This window comes from Acinetobacter sp. SFB, from assembly GCF_001647545.1.
Classification (GTDB): Bacteria; Pseudomonadota; Gammaproteobacteria; order Pseudomonadales; family Moraxellaceae; genus Acinetobacter.
On record NZ_LSZH01000013.1, the window covers coordinates 285,581 to 304,056 of the forward strand.

General features: G+C 40.3%; 14 protein-coding genes and 1 pseudogene. 8 read left to right on the forward strand and 7 right to left on the reverse strand.

Annotated features, from left to right (window positions below; genetic code table 11):
* Window positions 1–22 precede the first annotated feature (22 nt).
* Entirely contained in the window at window positions 23–2,077 is a 2,055-nt protein-coding gene (locus tag AY606_RS10790; protein ID WP_067868190.1) for a TonB-dependent receptor domain-containing protein, read from the reverse strand.
* A 173-nt stretch (window positions 2,078–2,250) separates the two neighbouring features.
* The gene (gene nfuA / locus AY606_RS10795; RefSeq protein WP_067868192.1) at window positions 2,251–2,889 is read right to left on the reverse strand and encodes a Fe-S biogenesis protein NfuA; all 639 of its coding nucleotides are present in this window, start codon (window positions 2,887–2,889) and stop codon (window positions 2,251–2,253) included.
* A gap of 159 nt (window positions 2,890–3,048) precedes the next feature.
* Here nfuA and AY606_RS10800 point away from each other — a divergent pair, with 159 nt between their 5' ends.
* The 3 genes from AY606_RS10800 to AY606_RS10810 all read left to right on the forward strand — a co-directional run bounded on the left by AY606_RS10800 (window position 3,049) and on the right by AY606_RS10810 (window position 6,491).
* On the forward strand, window positions 3,049–3,666 hold the full coding sequence (locus AY606_RS10800; protein WP_067868195.1) for a rhomboid family intramembrane serine protease: 618 nt from the start codon (window positions 3,049–3,051) through the stop codon (window positions 3,664–3,666).
* Window positions 3,667–3,824: 158 nt separating this feature from the next.
* On the forward strand, window positions 3,825–4,775 hold the full coding sequence (locus AY606_RS10805; protein ID WP_067868199.1) for an ABC transporter substrate-binding protein: 951 nt from the start codon (window positions 3,825–3,827) through the stop codon (window positions 4,773–4,775).
* A gap of 165 nt (window positions 4,776–4,940) precedes the next feature.
* Window positions 4,941–6,491, forward strand: coding sequence for a hypothetical protein (locus AY606_RS10810; protein ID WP_067868201.1), 1,551 nt, complete (start codon window positions 4,941–4,943; stop codon window positions 6,489–6,491).
* Window positions 6,492–6,605: 114 nt separating this feature from the next.
* On the opposite strand, the gene AY606_RS10815 is transcribed toward AY606_RS10810, so the two are convergent.
* Window positions 6,606–8,225 carry an inorganic phosphate transporter gene (locus AY606_RS10815; protein WP_067868204.1) on the reverse strand — a complete coding sequence of 540 codons (1,620 nt, stop codon included), beginning with the start codon at window positions 8,223–8,225 and terminating at the stop codon, window positions 6,606–6,608.
* 430 nt (window positions 8,226–8,655) lie between these two features.
* Here AY606_RS10815 and metH point away from each other — a divergent pair, with 430 nt between their 5' ends.
* The 3 genes from metH to AY606_RS10830 all read left to right on the forward strand — a co-directional run bounded on the left by metH (window position 8,656) and on the right by AY606_RS10830 (window position 13,419).
* Window positions 8,656–12,348, forward strand: coding sequence for a methionine synthase (gene metH / locus AY606_RS10820; protein WP_067868206.1), 3,693 nt, complete (start codon window positions 8,656–8,658; stop codon window positions 12,346–12,348).
* A 94-nt stretch (window positions 12,349–12,442) separates the two neighbouring features.
* Window positions 12,443–12,949 carry a YfbU family protein gene (locus AY606_RS10825; RefSeq protein ID WP_067868209.1) on the forward strand — a complete coding sequence of 169 codons (507 nt, stop codon included), beginning with the start codon at window positions 12,443–12,445 and terminating at the stop codon, window positions 12,947–12,949.
* A gap of 2 nt (window positions 12,950–12,951) precedes the next feature.
* Complete coding sequence (locus tag AY606_RS10830) at window positions 12,952–13,419, forward strand: hypothetical protein (RefSeq protein WP_067868212.1); 468 nt, start codon at window positions 12,952–12,954, stop codon at window positions 13,417–13,419.
* Window positions 13,420–13,519: 100 nt separating this feature from the next.
* On the opposite strand, the gene AY606_RS10835 is transcribed toward AY606_RS10830, so the two are convergent.
* From AY606_RS10835 to def, 3 genes are all read right to left on the reverse strand, one after another.
* A complete protein-coding gene (locus AY606_RS10835; protein WP_067868216.1) occupies window positions 13,520–13,888 on the reverse strand; it encodes an endonuclease domain-containing protein in 369 nt (122 codons plus the stop codon).
* A 264-nt stretch (window positions 13,889–14,152) separates the two neighbouring features.
* On the reverse strand, window positions 14,153–15,013 hold the full coding sequence (locus tag AY606_RS10840) for a GGDEF domain-containing protein (RefSeq protein WP_171255391.1): 861 nt from the start codon (window positions 15,011–15,013) through the stop codon (window positions 14,153–14,155).
* Window positions 15,014–15,448: 435 nt separating this feature from the next.
* Window positions 15,449–15,928, reverse strand: a complete 480-nt coding sequence (def, locus tag AY606_RS10845; RefSeq protein WP_067868218.1) for a peptide deformylase — start codon at window positions 15,926–15,928, stop codon at window positions 15,449–15,451.
* 222 nt (window positions 15,929–16,150) lie between these two features.
* Here def and AY606_RS15845 point away from each other — a divergent pair, with 222 nt between their 5' ends.
* Together AY606_RS15845 and AY606_RS10850 are read left to right on the forward strand one after the other, a co-directional pair.
* Entirely contained in the window at window positions 16,151–16,354 is a 204-nt protein-coding gene (locus AY606_RS15845) for an amino acid transport protein (protein WP_081408400.1), read from the forward strand.
* A gap of 122 nt (window positions 16,355–16,476) precedes the next feature.
* Window positions 16,477–17,767: pseudogene (locus AY606_RS10850) on the forward strand (MFS transporter).
* A gap of 97 nt (window positions 17,768–17,864) precedes the next feature.
* Here the strand turns inward: AY606_RS10850 and AY606_RS10855 are convergent.
* On the reverse strand, window positions 17,865–18,362 hold the full coding sequence (locus AY606_RS10855) for a DUF2505 family protein (RefSeq protein ID WP_067868222.1): 498 nt from the start codon (window positions 18,360–18,362) through the stop codon (window positions 17,865–17,867).
* Between the last annotated feature and the right edge of the window lie 114 nt (window positions 18,363–18,476).

An 18,476-nucleotide genomic window follows, 5' to 3' on the forward strand; every position in this document is an offset into this window, starting at 1 on the left:
GGCTTTTTCTTTATTCCATTTATTAGAAATTGGCCACAAAACTGATGCCATAACGACGGCCATCTAAAACCTGATCGCCATCGGCATCTTCTGCTTTTTCATCCAGAATATTATAAACGCCAAATTTACCTTTTAAGCTCGGGGTAAACTGGTAGTTAAAGCCTACATCTAGAAATTGATATGCTGGTGTCGGATCGGACATGGTTGCACGACCTAAATAAGAAGAGGTTTCACTACGATAATGTAAGCGAGTCCAGACATCTAAAGCATCATTGATGTTGTAATCTACAGTCGCATTCAACATATGCTTCGGTATTTGGTTTAATGGCTGACCTTTTAACTCCCCTGATTTTTGCTCAGTTTCGGTATAGGTATAGTTGGTATTTAGATTTACCCCTTCAGCAAGTTCGGTGTCAAATGAAGCCTCTACACCTCGCATGGTTGCTTCATCCACATTAATGCGTGAACTGATAAAGTTCCACAAGCGGAGATTTCCCGTGGCTGCATCAATGCGACCAAAGGGGTCTGCACAGGTCCATGTTGCCGAATTACTGTTGCTTCCATTTGGTGATGAGCAATCGCGTATTTCTGTAATTTTATCTTTATATTCAGTATAAAAGGCAGTTAAAGTGGCTTTAGACTTGTCGCCCTGCCATGCAGTGCCAAGTTCATAGCTCAACGATTTTTCCGGTTTTAAATTATCATTGCCCATAATAAAGGCACTGCCTTTACCGGTCACCGAATGTACATCACCTGACGACTGTCTTAAATCGGGTTGTTTGTAACCGGTAGATACCCCACCCTTAAAGGTCCATGCATCTGTCGGGTTATATACCCCATACAAACGGGGCGAGAAGTTACCATCGTAATTTTCATCGTGATCGTAACGCAAACCCGTGGTTAAGTTAAAAGTATCGGTAATAGACCAGGTATCCTCTGCGAAAACTGCAAATGCCCAACGCTCTAATTCAGTCACAGGCATTTCTAAATTTTGATTGGTTGCTTTATCAACCAATGACTCGTTTTTAAAATATAGACCCGAAATTAAATTGTGATTACTCAACTGCCAATTCCACTGTGTATTGGCAAGCCAGGTTTCAAGCTCAATTCCGCTTAAACCGGAAGTGGTATTTTCACGATCCGGATTTTTTGATTTTTCATATTGAATATAAGAACTGCTGTTCAACACATCGCTATATCGACCATTATGCGTTAAACCCAAGACTTCACGATAATTTCGACCATATGAATCTGCTCCCGTACTGAGAATGGTTTGACCCGCAGTAGATTCAGATTCCTGTTTTGTGAAATTTGCATCAAATTCCAGGTCATGATTATCATTGATTAAATAAGTCAGTCGAGAACTTAAACTTTCCACTTCCGTACCACGAAAGCCGCCTATATAGCTGTCTTCTTCGCGTTTTTGCTTATTTACCCCAAGCTGCATGCCCAGTTTATTTTCAATTAAAGGCCCGGTTAGATAGACCGATGCATTTTTGATATCGCCAGAATGATTTGAATCCTGTAAAACTGTTCCCAGCTCAGCTGTTCCCGACCATTCATCACTGACTTTTTTGGTAATAATATTGATGACACCTCCCATCGCATCACTGCCATATAAAGTAGATGCAGGTCCCCGAATCACTTCAATACGTTCAATCGATGCAATAGGCGGCAAGATATTTTTTTCAAAGCCACTGTCATCGCCATTTGGATTGACGTCTTTAGAATATTGACGTTTACCATTGACCAAAAATAATGTGTAACTTGAACTCATCCCCCGAATACTGACCGTTTGTGCAGAACCAGCTCCTGAAATCACCACACCCGGCGTATTTCTGAGTACGTCAGTAATATCATTATATTGTCTTGCTTCTAGTTCTTCCTTTGTAATCACTGTCATTGATGCTGGAGCTTTGCTTACATCCTGTTCGTAGCCTGCCGCTGTAACCACGATTGTTTCTAACTTGACCGGAGTAGAGCCAGAAGATGTGTTTTGATCAGCTGCAAATGTAACTGAAGCGAGAACAGATAAAATTGAAAGTGAGAGTGCAGATCGAACAATACGCTTGGTCATTCAAGTTTCCCCAAGTGGCAAAATAATGGATAAGTAATGCAATTTTCGTTGCACAGTGTAACAAAAAAATACCTAAATGCAATTAATTATAATAATCATTCTCATTTATTTCTAATTTTCAGGCAAAAAAAATAGCCTCGAATATTGAGGCTACTTTATTTAATTATCTGGACTTATTTAAAATAAGCGCCTTCGGTATTGCTGTGGTCAGTTTGGTCAACGACACGTGATAACTCTGGAACATGTTGTTTTAAAGTAGTTTCAACACCTTGTTTCAAGGTCAAGTCAATTGATGAACAACCTTGGCAACCGCCACCAAATTTCAATACAGCAGTCAGGCCATGTTCTTCATCTTCAATAATTTCAACCAAAGCGCAGTTACCGCCATGTCCTGCAAGACCCGGGTTAATTTCAGATTGCAATACATACGTAATACGCTCTTCAATTGAAGCATCCGCGCCTACGCGTGGCACTTTGGAGTTCGGTGCACGGAAAGTCAATTGACCACCAAAACGGTCTTTATTGTAATCAATTACCGCATCCAACAAATATGGAATTGATGGCGCATCAATATATGCAGCAAAGTTTGGATAATCTTGTTTATAGTCTGTAGGAATCACTTCTTCAGGTGCACTATATGCCATACAACATTCAGCACGAGGCGTACCTGCATTTTCCACAAAAATACGTACAGCAATGCCCGGAGTATTTTGTTTATCAAGTAAATCAAACAAATACTCTTGTGCCGTTGGCGTAATCAATAAATTTGGAATTTCTTCTGCAACTGCAGCGCTGATGTTATCAGTCGACATAATCATATTTCCTCAAGCTGAAGTTATCATTTTAACTGAAGATGTGGGGTAATAAAAAAAAATCAACTAAAATTGTCGGAATTATTATAAAAGTTCATCTTAACACTTCATTTAATGGCATTATTGGTTATAAATATTTAAAAGTTGAACTTTCACTTTATGCTAGATCTACCTTTTAACCATACTGTTTGCCTGATTCTGATTACAGTGGCTGTCTCACTGATTGCATTTTCAAATCAGAAGGTCATGAATCGTCTTATTTTTTGGCCCCCTGCAATGCAGCGTGGACAATATGACCGCTTTATTACCCATGGTTTCGTCCATGCCGATGGCGGACATCTGATCTTCAACATGATTACACTATTCTTTTTTGGGAGTGTGATTGAAAGTTTTTACCGACAGTATTTTTTTGATCTGGGCTTTGTCTTGTTCTACTTAGGCGGCTTGATTGTTGCCATTATTCCCAGTTATCTCAAGCATAAAAATGATCACCAATGGGCAAGTTTAGGCGCTTCTGGTGCAGTTTCGGCAGTCTTGTTTGCTTATATTCTATTTGAACCGTGGAAACTGATTTTTGTTTTCTTTATTCCTGTACCGGCAATTATTTTTGCCATTTTATATGTCGCTTACAGTATCTGGTCAGGCAAGCGTGGCAATTCCCACATCAACCATAGTGCGCACCTTTGGGGAGCCGCATACGGCGTGCTCATGACCATCATTCTTGAACCACGTGTTATGCCACACTTTTTAAATAAGCTGATGCAATTACCTTTCTAAAGCTTATTGTTGAATGAGTCATATGCCAAGATGCTGAATTTTCAGCATCTTTTTTTATGATAAAAGTAAAATAATTCTTATTTGTTAATGATTATCATTTTAAATAATTAAATTCTTTGTTACCCTGCTGCCTAAATTTAAGCGAAGACTACTTGCGAATGAAAACCAAAGTATTATTTTTAAGCGCCGTTTTGGCTTCAGTGGGATTGAATAGTTTGGCCCATAGCGAAGGTTTCAATCTGGTAACAGAAAAGCAAAACATTGAACTGAAACAAACACCGAAAAAAATTGCCGTCTATGAGCTTTCCATTTTAGATAACTTAAACGCCTTAAACATTCAGGCTCAAATTGTGCCTAAAACCACATTTACAGGTAGTTTAGCCCAATATAACCAAGATCAGTTTGTTAAAGCAGGCACACTTTTTGAACCTGATTTGGCTCACTTAAAACAGTTGCAACCCGATTTAATTTTCGTGGGTGGTCGTTCAGCGAAAACGCTGGAAAGCTTGCAACCGATTGCCGCAACGGTTGACCTTTCTCCCAAGACCGACCAGTACATGATTGATTTGAAAAATCGCACCTTGAATCTTGCAAAAGCCTTTAAGCGTGAAGATCTTGCGCATAAGAAATTAAAAGATTTGGATCAATTACAGCTAAAAGTGAAGCAACAGACTGCTAATAAATCAGCAGTTATGCTCTTTGCGGCCGGAGATCATTATATGCCGCATGCCGCAAATGATCGTTTTGGTTTTATCTATGAGTTAACGGGTTTTAAATCTTTTCTTCCGCTGACTGAAAAAACCGATGCTGCTCGCCCTGAAGCTGGATCAATTGAGGCGTTAGCAATACAAAAGAAAAATGCTGAACAGCTAAATGCGGCTATTCAACACAATCCGGATTATTTGATTGTGCTGGATCGTGGAGCGGTGAATACCCAGAAATATGCCAGCAAGGAAGGTATTAAAACCCATCCTGTTTTGGGTCAGTCTGAAGCGGTAAAACAGAATCGCGTTATTTTTGTGAATGCTGATGCCTGGTATATCACTGGCGCAGGTCTGGACAATACTGCATTCATGCTGAAAGAAATCGCTGAAGGCATTTCTAAATAATACTGAATTGATAAAATTTATACATTAAGGAGCTTCGGTTCCTTTGTATTGGGCCTTTTGAAAAAGATTCACACAATTTTGTCATTAAATGCTACCCATCAAAACAATTTGGCATAGATAATGTAGACATCCGTATATTAATGATCAAAAAACGAGATTTTTTGCATGTCCACTTCATTAGATGGTCTTCAATTTCCGATTAATCCAGCTAGCAATAAACCCAGCACCTCACAGACAGGTAAGGAAATTATTGCTGAAGCTTTATCTATTGTTGACAACAAGTCATCAATGAATGCACTTGCGGAAAAAAACTGGCGTAAGCGTTATCCTGTCTATTTTAAAGCCTTGGTTGAACAAGGTATTCGTAACATCAATAATCCGATTACCATTGCAAAACAAGGCTTACACAAAGCCCATCATAGCTTTGACTTCTACAGAAATGGTCAGCGCTATTTGCTTAAAGACATCATGAAGGACATCGATACAGCCAACTTGCATACAGTTCAGCTGAAAGGTGAAAGTGAAGCCACTCCTGAATGGTATGTGCCTTATAAAGGTCAAAACTTGCAAGGTCAGGCTTTACTCGATCAAATTCAAATCTGGCAAGATGCAGGCATTATCGAACCTAGCCATGCCGATGCTTTACGTGCTGCACACGCACATCCTGAATGGTTTGATCTTTCTGATCGCACTATGGTCTTATTTGGTGCAGGTTCTGAAGCCGGTCCACTGACTTGGTTGTCTAAATGGAAAGCCAATATTGTGGCGGTCGACTTACCCAACAGCCGTGTCTGGGACAGAATTTTAAAAACCATTCAACAAGGCAATGCAACCCTATATGCACCCTGTGCGGAAAAATTGGCAGAAGATACGCCAACTGCAATACTGAAAGAAAAACTGGGTGCGGATTTACTCACCCACACACCTGAAATTGCCCATTGGCTAATCCAAAGTGAACATCAACTAGACCTTGCAGCGATTGCCTATTTAGATGGTGAAAAGCACGTCCGCGTATCTATGGCCATGGACAGCATCATGCAGTATGTCAGCGAACAAAAAGCTGACACCAGCTTAATGTTCATGTGCACCCCAACCGATGTCTATGCAATTCCTAAAGAAGTTGTGGAAGCTTCAAATCTTAAGTCACTCCAGCGTTCAAAATCACAACGTATTGTCAGTGAAAGCATTTCAATGCTTTCTGCAAAGCACTTTTTCAAAAAAAATCTGGATGCATTAATTCGCTGTGAAAATGGCCATGACTATGGGATTGCAGACTGTCTGGTGGTGGAGCAAGGTCCAAACTATGCTTTGGCAAAACGCATTCAGCAATGGCGTGCGATTTTGGCGCATCATGATGGACAACGTGTCAGCATCAATATTGCCCCTTCTACCACTACGCATTCGGTGACTAAAAATCCGTTATTGAAAGCCGCATTTAATGGGGCAAGTTTATTTGATGTGGAATCATTTCATCCGGAAACAACCAATGCACTAATGGCCGCATTATGGATTTATGACTTGCGTCATCCAGAATCGGTGGCGAACCCTGAAACACCTTTAGACCATCCCTTAGAGTTGATGATGAAAGGTGCCAATCATGGCGGTTTATGGCGTGTGGCTTATTTGGCCCGCACCGCGCTGCCTTTTGCTGCCCTGTATGGTTTTGCCAATGAAAAATTTCCGCTTAAGAAGATGTTAAAAGTGTTTAATAAATAGAATTATTGGTGATTATTTTAGAATAATACCCTTTCTTTAAAAGATAAGTTTAATAAGAATTAAAAAACAAAAAAACGCTGCAATTGCAGCGTTTTTTTGTTTCAAATAAATCTTTTAAACAAACTGTAAGAACAACCAGAACAAACCACCCGATAAACAGATTGTAGCGGGTAAAGTGAATAGCCATGCAGAAAGAATAGTTTTCACTGTCGCAAAGTTTAGTCCGGATTTATTGGCCACCATGGTACCTGCCACGGCACTGTTCAGTACGTGTGTAGTGGATACTGGCATACCAAAGCCATCTGCTGCTGCAATGGTTGTCATGGCAACGAGTTCAGCTGACATCCCTTGACCATAAGTCATGTGGGCTTTACCAATACGTTCACCCACAGTCACCACAATGCGTTTCCAACCAACCATTGTTCCAAGTCCCAGTGCCAGTGCCACCGCCACTTTCACCCAAGTTGGAATGTATTGCAGGAATGAATCCAAATTGTCGCGGTATTCTTTCACTGTTTTGGTTTGATTGGCTGACATCGCAGGAAGCTGTTCAGCTTTATCTAAACGCTTGAATGCGGTCGTGCTTAAGTACATATCATTACGAATAATCGAAACTTCTTTTTCTGGAATATCTTTTAAATCATTATATTGCGCTACACGATTACCCAAATGATCGGTCAGACTTGCCAAAGCAGGCACAACTTCCGGTGACATTTCCTTAGTCTGAATATAGCTGGTCAGGACTTGACGCGCTTCGCCATCTGAAATGCCGGAATGATTTGCATAAATAGCAGTCGCTGCTTGGTTAGATAATTGATCAAATGACTGAATATGTTCATGATCTAAATTCTTATTTAAAGAATAAGCCAAAGGCACACAACCAATCAAGATTAGCATGATGAGGCCCATACCTTTTTGACCATCGTTTGACCCATGCGCAAAACTTACACCGGTACAGGTGAAAATCAGGATGGCACGAATCATCGGTGGAGGTGGCTTATTGCCTTCAGGTGGTTGAAATAATTCTATTTGTTTTTTAAAGATTTTTTTTACTAATAAAAATACTATTGCAGCAAAAACAAAACCAATTAAAGGAGAAAACAACAAGGCTTTACCGACCTTAATCACTTGGTCCATGTCTACGCCACTGGCACCATTACCCATGTGCAGCAGGTAATTCATAATGCCCACACCTAAAATCGAACCGATTAAAGTATGCGAACTTGACGCTGGAATCCCCAGGAACCAGGTACCCAGGTTCCAGAGAATCGCAGCAATCAGCATGGCAAAGACCATGGCGAAACCTGCGCCAGAGCTGACATTCATGATCAGCTCTACCGGCAGCAAAGCAATGATGCCGTAAGCCACTGCCCCACTTGCCACCATTACCCCGAGGAAATTACAAAAACCTGCCCACATCACCGCAACAGGTGCAGATAAGGCATTGGTATAAATGACCGTCGCTACCGCATTGGCAGTGTCATGAAAACCATTAACAAATTCAAAGCCTAAAGCGATGAACAATGCAGTCGCTAAAAGAATTACCGAATATAAACTGAGTGTTGGAACATGTGCCAAATCGGATGAAAGTTGAAAGCCGATGTACACTAAAGTAGAAATAATAACCGTGAGAAACACCGGCATAAAAAATTTCGGTGTAGGAACATGCACATTCGTCGATTTCGCTGATGCGGATGGCACCTGATTTTGGACGGGAGGAATATTAGAATTCATGCAGACGGTTCAAGGAGATAATAAAATCCCCTTATTGTTCAGTTTAATTGTGACAATTATATGACAAAAAGCTGCCTTATAAAGCCAAATTTTCATAATTGCCTTAATTTAACCCATCCAACTTTATCTTGATGAGCGGAACTGTTTTAAATCCATCACTTTGCATTATTTAAAGCTAAAAATAGTTTGTGCCTCAATATTTCAAAATAAATGAATCCCTATATACAGGATATTTCTAATAATCAGATTGCCCAGCTTGTCGTTATCTGTTGCTGATCATAGCCTGCTGATATTTCAATTCGATGAAAAATTCAGCAGCAAGGGGCTTATTTTAAGCTGTGCCTCACTATGTCGGCTGAATATTCCTCAAAGGCAGAGTAATTCTGCTAAAATGATGCCCATTTTGTATTCCATCGGATTGGGGTTATTTATGTCCACGCTTGCCACCCTAAAAGAGCTTCTCGCCAAACGCATCCTGATTATTGACGGTGCTATGGGTACCATGATTCAACGCCATAAACTAGAAGAAGCGGATTATCGTGGTGAGCGTTTTGCTGACTGGGCCTCTGACCTCAAAGGCAACAATGACCTTTTAGTTCTGACTCAACCGCAGATTATTCAAGGCATTCACGAAGCTTATTTAGATGCCGGTGCAGACATTATTGAAACCAACAGCTTTAACGGCACCCGTGTTTCGATGTCTGACTATCATATGGAAGAGCTGGTTCCGGAAATTAACCGTGAAGCAGCACGTATTGCCAAGGCCGCTTGTGAAAAATATTCAACACCAGACAAACCGCGTTTTGTTGCCGGTGTGCTTGGCCCGACATCGCGTACCTGTTCGATCTCGCCCAATGTAAATGATCCGGCATTTCGTAATATTAGCTTTGATGAACTCAAAGAGAACTATATTGAAGCTGCACATGCCTTAATTGAAGGTGGCGCCGATATTCTGCTCATTGAAACGGTATTCGATACGCTGAACTGTAAAGCGGCTATTTTTGCAGTCAAAGAAGTCTTTAACCAGCTCGGTTATGAATTGCCGTTGATGATTTCCGGCACCATTACCGATGCTTCAGGCCGTACCTTGACCGGTCAGACTGCAGAAGCATTCTGGAACTCGGTTCGTCATGGTGACTTGTTATCAATCGGCTTTAACTGTGCCTTGGGTGCAGATGCCATGCGTCCGCATGTTAAAACCGTTTCAGACGTTGCCAACACTTTTGTTTCAGCGCATCCAAACGCAGGCTTGCCGAATGCTTTCGGTGGCTATGATGAAACGCCTGAAGAAACTGCTGCATTTCTTAAAGAGTTTGCAGAAAGTGGCCTGATTAATATTACCGGTGGTTGTTGTGGTACCACTCCGGATCATATCCGTGCCATCTACAATGCGGTAAAAGATATTGCACCGCGCCAGATTCCCGAGATTAAACCTGCTTGTCGCCTTTCTGGTTTAGAGCCGTTCAACATTGATGAAAATTCTTTGTTCGTCAATGTAGGTGAACGTACCAACGTGACCGGTTCTAAAAAGTTCGCACGTTTAATTCGTGAAGAAAATTATACTGAAGCTTTGGAAGTTGCTTTAGATCAAGTCCAAGGCGGTGCGCAGATTGTCGACATCAACATGGATGAAGGCATGCTGGATTCGCAAGCAGCAATGGTGAAATTCCTGAACCTAATTGCCTCTGAACCGGATATTTCCCGCGTACCACTCATGATTGACTCATCAAAATGGGAAATCATTGAAGCGGGCTTGAAATGCGTACAAGGTAAACCCGTGGTGAACTCGATTTCCTTAAAAGAAGGTTATGACGAGTTTGTACACAAAGCACGCCTGTGCCGTCAGTATGGTGCTGCGGTTATTGTCATGGCATTTGACGAAGATGGTCAGGCTGACACCGCTGCGCGTAAACGTGAAATCTGTAAGCGTTCTTATGATGTATTGGTGAATGATGTTGGCTTCCCTGCCGAGGACATTATTTTTGACCCGAACGTATTTGCAATTGCCACCGGTATTGAAGAACACAACAACTATGCAGTCGATTTCATTGAAGCAACCGGTTGGATTAAACAAAACCTTCCACATGCGATGATTTCTGGCGGTGTATCCAACGTATCGTTCTCTTTTAGGGGTAACGAACCCGTTCGTGAAGCCATTCATGCCGTCTTCTTGTACCATGCCATTCAAAAAGGCATGACCATGGGGATTGTAAATGCTGGTCAATTGGCGATTTATGATGACATCCCGGCTGAATTAAAAGCTGCAGTTGAAGATGTGGTACTGAATCAAAACCAAGGTGAAAGCGGTCAGGATGCCACTGAAAGATTACTTGAAATTGCGGAACAATACCGTGGCAAAGGCGGTGCTCAGCGCGAAGCGGAAAATCTGGAATGGCGTGAACAGTCTGTTGAAAAACGTCTTGAATATGCACTGGTTAAAGGCATTACCGCTTATATTGATGTCGATACCGAAGAAGCCCGTTTAAAAGCGACGCGTCCTTTAGATGTCATTGAAGGTCCGTTGATGTCGGGCATGAACGTGGTCGGTGACTTATTCGGTGCAGGTAAAATGTTCCTGCCGCAGGTGGTAAAATCTGCCCGTGTAATGAAACAGGCTGTCGCTTGGTTGAATCCGTACATTGAAGCAGGAAAAACCGCAGGTCAGACAAAAGGAAAAATTCTGATGGCGACTGTTAAAGGTGACGTGCACGATATTGGTAAAAATATTGTCGGTGTGGTACTGGGCTGTAACGGTTACGACATTGTTGACCTGGGCGTAATGGTGTCTGCAGAAAAAATCCTGCAAACCGCAATTGATGAAAAAGTCGACATTATTGGTTTATCCGGTTTGATTACACCGAGCTTGGATGAAATGGTTTTTGTTGCCAAAGAAATGCAACGTAAAGGTTTCCATGTACCATTAATGATTGGTGGTGCAACAACTTCCAAAGCGCATACCGCAGTGAAAATTGACCCACAATATTCAAATGATGCAGTGATTTATGTCGCTGATGCTTCACGTGCAGTTGGGGTTGCAACCTCTTTACTTTCTCCTGAAATGAAACCTGAGTTCATTAAAGGCTACCGTGAAGAATATGCCAAAGTGCGTGAGCGTATTGCCAACAAGCAACCGAAAGCGGCAAAACTGTCTTATGCAGCTTCAATTGCCAATGGGGTAAAAATTGACTGGGCGAACTATGTGCCACCTAAGCCAAATATTCTGGGTCAGCAAGTTCTAAAAAATTACCCACTTGAAACGTTAGTTCCATATTTTGACTGGACTCCATTCTTTATCTCGTGGAGTTTGGCAGGCAAGTTCCCTGCAATTCTCAACGATGAAGTGGTGGGTGAAGCGGCAACAGATTTGTACGAACAAGCGCAAATCATGCTGAAAGATATTGTAGAGAACAAGCGTTTTGATGCACGCGCCGTGTTTAGTCTGGCTCCTGCAAAACGTACCGGTGCAGATACGGTTTCAATTTACGATGAAAATCAAACTGCAACGCACAAGTTCGAGCATACCCGTCAGCAGTCTGACAAAGTTTCAGGTAAACCGAACTTCTCACTCGCTGACTTTATTGCACCTGAAGATGCGAAACTTGAAGACTACTTGGGTGGTTTCACGGTATCGATTTTTGGTGCGGAAGAAATGGCGCACGAATACAAAGCCAAAGGCGATGATTATTCTGCAATTTTGGCACAGTCTTTAGGTGACCGTTTTGCAGAAGCTTTTGCTGAACATTTGCATGAACGTATTCGTAAAGAGTTTTGGGGTTATCAAGCGTCTGAACAATTGTCGAATGATGAACTGATTAAAGAGAAATATGTCGGGATTCGTCCTGCACCGGGTTATCCGGCCTGCCCTGAACATTCGGAAAAAGCGACCTTGTTTAGCTGGTTAGATTCAACCAATGCCATTGGTACTGAACTGACTTCTAGCTTTGCAATGTGGCCACCTTCAAGTGTCAGCGGTTTCTATTATAGCAACCCGCAGTCTGAATACTTTAATGTCGGCAAGATTGCACAGGATCAGCTGGATAGTTATGCAGAACGTAAAGGCTGGTCGATGGATGAAGCGAAGCGCTGGTTAATGCCAAACTTAGATGATTCGATTGATATTTAAGACTTGATGTAAAAAATCCCCTCTGAATGAGGGGATTTTTATATACAACTATTATATTTTTGCTAATATTTAAAAGAACCTTTGAGAATAAAACATGCAACTAACTAAAATTGAAAGACTTAATTTAATTCATCAATACTTAATTCTAGAAAAGCTATACCCTGAATCTCAACCCCATTATTCAGAGTTAAGACAAGCTTTAGAAGATGGATATTCACTACATTACTCTTGGTGCTTTGAATCTTTAGGAAATGATATGCCTGAAGATGAATGTAGAAAAGTTTTAGATATCCTTGATATGTACAGAGCAATTGCCTTCAGTTCTGAAAAAATCAAATCCATTAAAGTTACTGAGCATTATTATAATATCTTTAGAGGTTTTGATGGAAATGAAGAAGGTCAATATATGCAATACACCAATTTTTTTATTAAAAAATTAGGTCGATTTGATGAGCTGTTATATGGAAATGAAAATAGATCGTTCAACTCACATAGTAATATGCTTAAAATATACTCAAGAATGCTAAATATTTGGATCAATGAAATGAATAAAAATTACGATTTAAACGAAGAACAAATATTAAAAATTCTAGAAGCTTAAATATGGAATTAAACACAGGACTTACATTGCTTTCCGTTGTTTGTACAGGGGCAACTGTTTATTATACTTTTACATCCAAGAAATACTTTACTGTTGTTCAAGAATACTTTCAAACTGTTAAAAAGCATGAAATAAATAACACTTTAAAAGTAGCTGCTGCTGAAATGAAAAAGTTCGGCGCGGGATGTACTGAAGCTAGTTTAAAAGGATTATCTCCTAAGTCACATTCTACAACTTGCTCAAAGGTACAAGATGTAATATCAGAACTTAGACGTAATCAAAAATCTTTACGTACTAAATCTTTTAAAGTAGATGAGATAGTGAATGAACTAGATAATCTTTTATTGATTTTCTCTAGAATTGCTGTTGTAGAGACTAGTTTGTTAATGACTAATGACAAGCCATTGTACGATAAACTCAATGAATTAGAATCCCACTTCGACCCTTCAACCTCTATTCCAACTCCTTAAAGTATGTAATCCCTCCTAACCTCCCTTTAAAAGGGAGAAACTCCTTGAATTCTATGTCGTCATTAAATTCGTGTGAAGTCCCCCTTTATCAAAGGGGGATTTAGGGGGATTCTAATAACCGAGTAATTACGTCATAAATTACTTGAACCACCACATCCGTTTCGTTCAAAATCTGCTGATTATCAAACCTCAACACCCTCAAACCTAACTCTGCCAAAGCAACATCACGAATAGAATCGGCTTCTAAACCTTGAATTGTATAGTGCTGCCCACCATCACATTCAATCACCAAATTGACTACTGGACAGTAAAAATCTACGATGAAATTTAAAATTGGTTTCTGTCTATAGAACTGCAAACCTAAAATTTGCTTGCCCCGAAGCCGTAGCCAAAGTAGTTTCTCAGTTTCTGTCATGTTGTTGCGTAATTCGCGTGAGGCTTGTTTTAAGTTTTTATTGTAGAGTTTCATTTTTATTCTCTTGTAAATCTCCCCTGACCCCTCTTTAGAAAGAGGGGAATGTCATTTGATCAAAAGAATTACGTGACCGCTCCTCCCTGAACAAGATTTAAAGCATTGCTTTAAAGGAAGTGCGATAAAGGAAGAGATAATCCAGCACTTTTAAATTTTCAATGTCTGCAAATTTATCACTGTCTACAAAATAATAGAGTCATAAAATTACCTCCAAAATCAATAATTGTAATTTTTTCAATGTACTAAAAAATCATTTCCAAATCAGTAAACCGCTAAAGACGTATTACTCACCAGCTCCAGATAATTTCTCACCTGATTTCTACCCTGGCGTTTAGCCAAATATAAAGCTCGATCGGCCAGACGAATGATCTGTTCTTTATTTAAACTGGTTTGAGAGAGTGCTACACCAAAACTTGCACTCACTTTTAAAATCTCTTTGGTTTCTAACTGAATTTCTTCCTGCTCAATTATTTTACGACACCGTTCTGCAATCTCAATCGCTTGCTGTAAATTTTGTTCTTTTAAAATCAGAATAAATTCTTCACCCCCAAAACGCCCCACAATATCCTGATCCCGTGTAATGGCAGATAAAATGGCAGCAACGCGTTGCAAAACCATATCTCCAACTTCATGACCATGTTGGTCATTAATCAGTTTAAAATGATCCAGATCCAGTAAAATTACAGCATAAGCTGTTTTTTTCTTGCGTTCTAAAGCGCTGAGTTGTTCACCAATATAACGACGATTAAACACATTCGTCAGCACATCGGTTTGGCTCATTCTTTTGATATTTTTTTCACGCCGACGCCATTGCGAAAGTAAAATTTCAAAAAACAAAATCGAAACCAGCAAGATCGGCAGATAAACTTCCGCCATACTTCCGATCCAGAATTCATTATGATAAAACTCGCCATCAGTAAGTACATCACTAAACACAGGCGCGTAACGAATCACGCCATTAAAAGTTAAGTAACTAATAATGATGACAAAAATAAGAGCAGGTATCGCAATACTATAAATAATTTTGCGTGAATAAAATACCAGTCCAATCAGGACGATATTGATAAATCCGGCAATGGTGGCGGGGCTGTAAATACCAATGGTATAGCCCGCATAAATCATCGTGCCCCCAAAGAACATCGGCGAAAAGTAAGAAATAACTCTCCGGAATTTTCTATTTCTTTTATATCTGAAACTAAAGCCAGCTATAACGATAAAAATGATTAAAGTGATAAACACACTGATAATACGGATTAAAAAAAAGTCCGCATTAATCCAGACAGCATTTTTAGCGGAGAAATAACTGACCAGATACCATTTAATTGCACTGACTTGGCAAAATGCCCCAAAAATCAGCAGTAAAACCCCTTTATCAAAATTAGGCCAGTTAATAATTAAATTATCAGATTCGAGTAAATGAAACTTAAATCTGCCCCAATAATAAAAAATCAGCGTAGGTATTTTTTTAAACAAGTTCATAGACTTACTTACTATACTTATAAGTTATAAAATTTTTATTGCTTTATATTTATAGCACAAAAATCATACAATTAAGACTTATATCCGCTGAATAAACAACACTCCGTCTAAATGATCCACTTCATGCTGCACAATCCTTGCAACAAAACCCTTATAGATCGTTTCTATGGGTTCACCTTGCAGCGTTAAATAACGCACTTTTACTGTTTCCGCTCGCGCCACTTGAGCACGCTCATTTGGGACACTTAAACAGCCCTCTTCACCCAGAACAGTTGCTTCAGACCTTTCTAAAATTTCAGGATTTACCATCACCACTGCTTCCAATTCCGGCGCATCGGGATAACGCAGGTTAGGACGTGAAGCGACAATAATCATCCGTTTAGAGACATAAACTTGAGGAGCGGCAATACCTACACCATTACGCTGCCTCATGGTGGTAAGCATGGCTTCAGCAAGTTGATTTAACCACTCACTATTCAGCTCAGACTCTGCAACTTCAGCCGCTGTTAAAGTCAAAATTGCTTCACCACGCTGTGCAACAGGTAAAATGATACTCATAAACTCTTCCCGACCTAACAATAAAACTAAATTCAATATGATTTTAAATCACAAATTTTGTATAAATCTTAGCGCTAAAAAGCAGACTTTCGTATTCTATTTTTGATACGTGTATTTCACCTTTTCTGTAAATCCAGGCGAGCTATGCGACGTGAGATATTTTAAGCATATTTTAATTTTACTTGGTTATAATCAGTTCAAATCCTTTATAAATATAAAATAATGACTACCGCCCAACTCCTTCTCGGTGTTCTTTTTAGTTCAATAGGCTTAGGCTATTTCCTGTATGGAAAAAAGCAGAAAGTTACTGTGCCTTTGGTCTGTGGCTTGGTACTGATGATCTTCCCTTATTTTGTGGAAAATACCACGATGCTCACCACAATCGGTATTATCCTCTCGATTTTGCCCTACTTCGTAAAACTCTAATATCCACACAGATCATGAAGGACTATTCATAAATTTAAGTTGTAGCAGTCCAAAGAAAGATTGATTTTTCATATAAATAACAATTGATTAAAATCAAAACATTACTACTATTTGTACCTGCGATGACCCATACAACCAGCACGGAAGCACCTGCACGTCTAAGCAGTGAAGATAAACGCACCCTTGGACTTTCATCACTCGGTGGCGCACTCGAATTCTACGACTTCGTCATTTATGTCTTTTACGCCAAAATCATTTCTGAACTGTTTTTCCCAACTGGCTTAAGCCCTTTTTGGGCGATGCTGAACACTTACGGTATTTTTGCCGCGGGTTATTTTTTCCGCCCACTTGGTGGCGTGGTTATGGCACATTTTGGTGACCTGATAGGACGTAAACGCTTATTCAGCCTGTCGATTTTGCTCATGGCACTTCCAACCTTAATGATTGGTGTCATGCCGACCTTTGAAAGCATTGGCTATGCGGCACCTTTATTGTTGTTACTGATGCGCATGGTACAAGGGATTGCCATTGGCGGCGAAATTCCTGCGGCTTGGACTTTCGTTTCCGAGCATGTACCGGCAAAGAAAATTGGGTTTGCGAACGGACTACTCACCGCAGGACTATCTTTAGGGATTTTACTCGGCGCCCTGATGTCTTTATTTATTTCAATCAAGTTTTCAGAAACAGAAATTCATGATTGGGCTTGGCGCATTCCATTTATTGCAGGGGGTATTTTTGGTTTAGTCGCACTTTATTTACGGAGCTATTTAAAAGAAACCCCTGTATTTAAAGCGATGCAAGCACGTAAACAACTTTCCAAAGAAATGCCAGTAAAACAGGTTTTAGCAGAACATAAAACCGCTGTTGTGATTGGGATGCTCTTTACCTGGTTCCTGACTGGCTGTGTCGTGGTGCTGATTTTAGCAATGCCTAACCTCTTGGTCGGTGCTTTTGGTTTTGAACGCGCCGCTGCCTTTAAAATGCAAAGTGCCGCAATTGTCATGCAAATGCTCGGTTGTATTGTGGCAGGACTGTTGGCTGACCGTTTTGGCGCAGGCAAAGTGATTTTATTCGGCTCCCTCGCTGTCGCGATTATTGCAGGTATTTTCTATAATAGCCTGGGACATGTCGCTCCCTCCACAGTGTTCATGCTATACATGTTGCTCGGTTTGTTCTCGGGAACTGTGGGCATGGTCTCTTACAGTATGGTGAAAATGTTCCCGGCGCAAATCCGCTTTTCGCGGCATTTCATTTTCCTATAATGTTGCCTATGCCATAGCCGGCGGTATTACTTTGCCATTGGTGCAATGGCTAAGCCTGTATAGCAATATTGGCGCAATGTATTACATTTGGGGGGTATGCGTGGTCTCATTCTTTACTGCGATGCTTTATAGAAACAAATTTGAAAAATAGGATGTATCAGCATCTGCAATTTCTACAGCGCATAATCTGGTAAAAGATTAATCCTTCATAAAAAAGCCCTTCAATCAAAGGGCTTTTTTTATCTTCCTTAAGCAGAGAGGTTTTTCTTTAATTCATCTTCAACAATCTGGATTTCCAAATCACTAAATTTACGAATTTCCCCTTCCGCATGTTTTTCCAGCATACCGGCAACCAAAGGAACTTTAACTTTTACCTGCCAGTGTAAGGTAATGTGAATTTTCTGGTCATCTCCAGTTACTGATCGTTCACAGTTGGCTTCTAAAGGTAAATTTGCTCCCAATTCTATAGTCGACGTTAAAGCTTCCAAATTAGTGATATCGGTACGCTTCAAACGGAAAGCATCTTTAAGCAGTTTTTTTGCGATATCCGGAATATTCACATCTAAATTATAGGCACGGCGTAAAGTATAAGTACCGCCATGAATCCGAGATTCAATAATTTCTAATTTTTCACCGGGAATACGTCTGCACACGGCTTCGTGCAAAGCTGTATCTGCTGCAAGTCGTTTAAAGTCGTCAATTGAAACGCCCTGAATTGTAGAGTTCACAGTAAAACGATGTGCCATCTTTCTATCCTTGTTTTTTATTGGTTGTTTTGAATACTTATAGACCATTCAATCATCACTAAGCCAGTGCATTTGGTCGCTGTTTATTTAATTGAATTTTAGTGACGCTGTCAT

What these genes read in the sequence shown, in the direction of transcription:
- metH (WP_067868206.1), top strand. Translation starts at nt 8,656, where the DNA reads ATGTCCACGCTTGCCACCCTAAAAGAGCTTCTCGCCAAACGCATCCTG.
- nfuA (WP_067868192.1), bottom strand. Translation starts at nt 2,889, where the DNA reads ATGTCGACTGATAACATCAGCGCTGCAGTTGCAGAAGAAATTCCAAAT.
- AY606_RS10840 (WP_171255391.1), bottom strand. Translation starts at nt 15,013, where the DNA reads ATGATTTATGCGGGCTATACCATTGGTATTTACAGCCCCGCCACCATT.
- AY606_RS15845 (WP_081408400.1), top strand. Translation starts at nt 16,151, where the DNA reads ATGACTACCGCCCAACTCCTTCTCGGTGTTCTTTTTAGTTCAATAGGC.
- def (WP_067868218.1), bottom strand. Translation starts at nt 15,928, where the DNA reads ATGAGTATCATTTTACCTGTTGCACAGCGTGGTGAAGCAATTTTGACT.
- AY606_RS10830 (WP_067868212.1), top strand. Translation starts at nt 12,952, where the DNA reads ATGGAATTAAACACAGGACTTACATTGCTTTCCGTTGTTTGTACAGGG.
- AY606_RS10800 (WP_067868195.1), top strand. Translation starts at nt 3,049, where the DNA reads ATGCTAGATCTACCTTTTAACCATACTGTTTGCCTGATTCTGATTACA.
- AY606_RS10790 (WP_067868190.1), bottom strand. Translation starts at nt 2,077, where the DNA reads ATGACCAAGCGTATTGTTCGATCTGCACTCTCACTTTCAATTTTATCT.
- AY606_RS10805 (WP_067868199.1), top strand. Translation starts at nt 3,825, where the DNA reads ATGAAAACCAAAGTATTATTTTTAAGCGCCGTTTTGGCTTCAGTGGGA.
- AY606_RS10835 (WP_067868216.1), bottom strand. Translation starts at nt 13,888, where the DNA reads ATGAAACTCTACAATAAAAACTTAAAACAAGCCTCACGCGAATTACGC.
- AY606_RS10825 (WP_067868209.1), top strand. Translation starts at nt 12,443, where the DNA reads ATGCAACTAACTAAAATTGAAAGACTTAATTTAATTCATCAATACTTA.
- AY606_RS10855 (WP_067868222.1), bottom strand. Translation starts at nt 18,362, where the DNA reads ATGGCACATCGTTTTACTGTGAACTCTACAATTCAGGGCGTTTCAATT.
- AY606_RS10810 (WP_067868201.1), top strand. Translation starts at nt 4,941, where the DNA reads ATGTCCACTTCATTAGATGGTCTTCAATTTCCGATTAATCCAGCTAGC.
- AY606_RS10815 (WP_067868204.1), bottom strand. Translation starts at nt 8,225, where the DNA reads ATGAATTCTAATATTCCTCCCGTCCAAAATCAGGTGCCATCCGCATCA.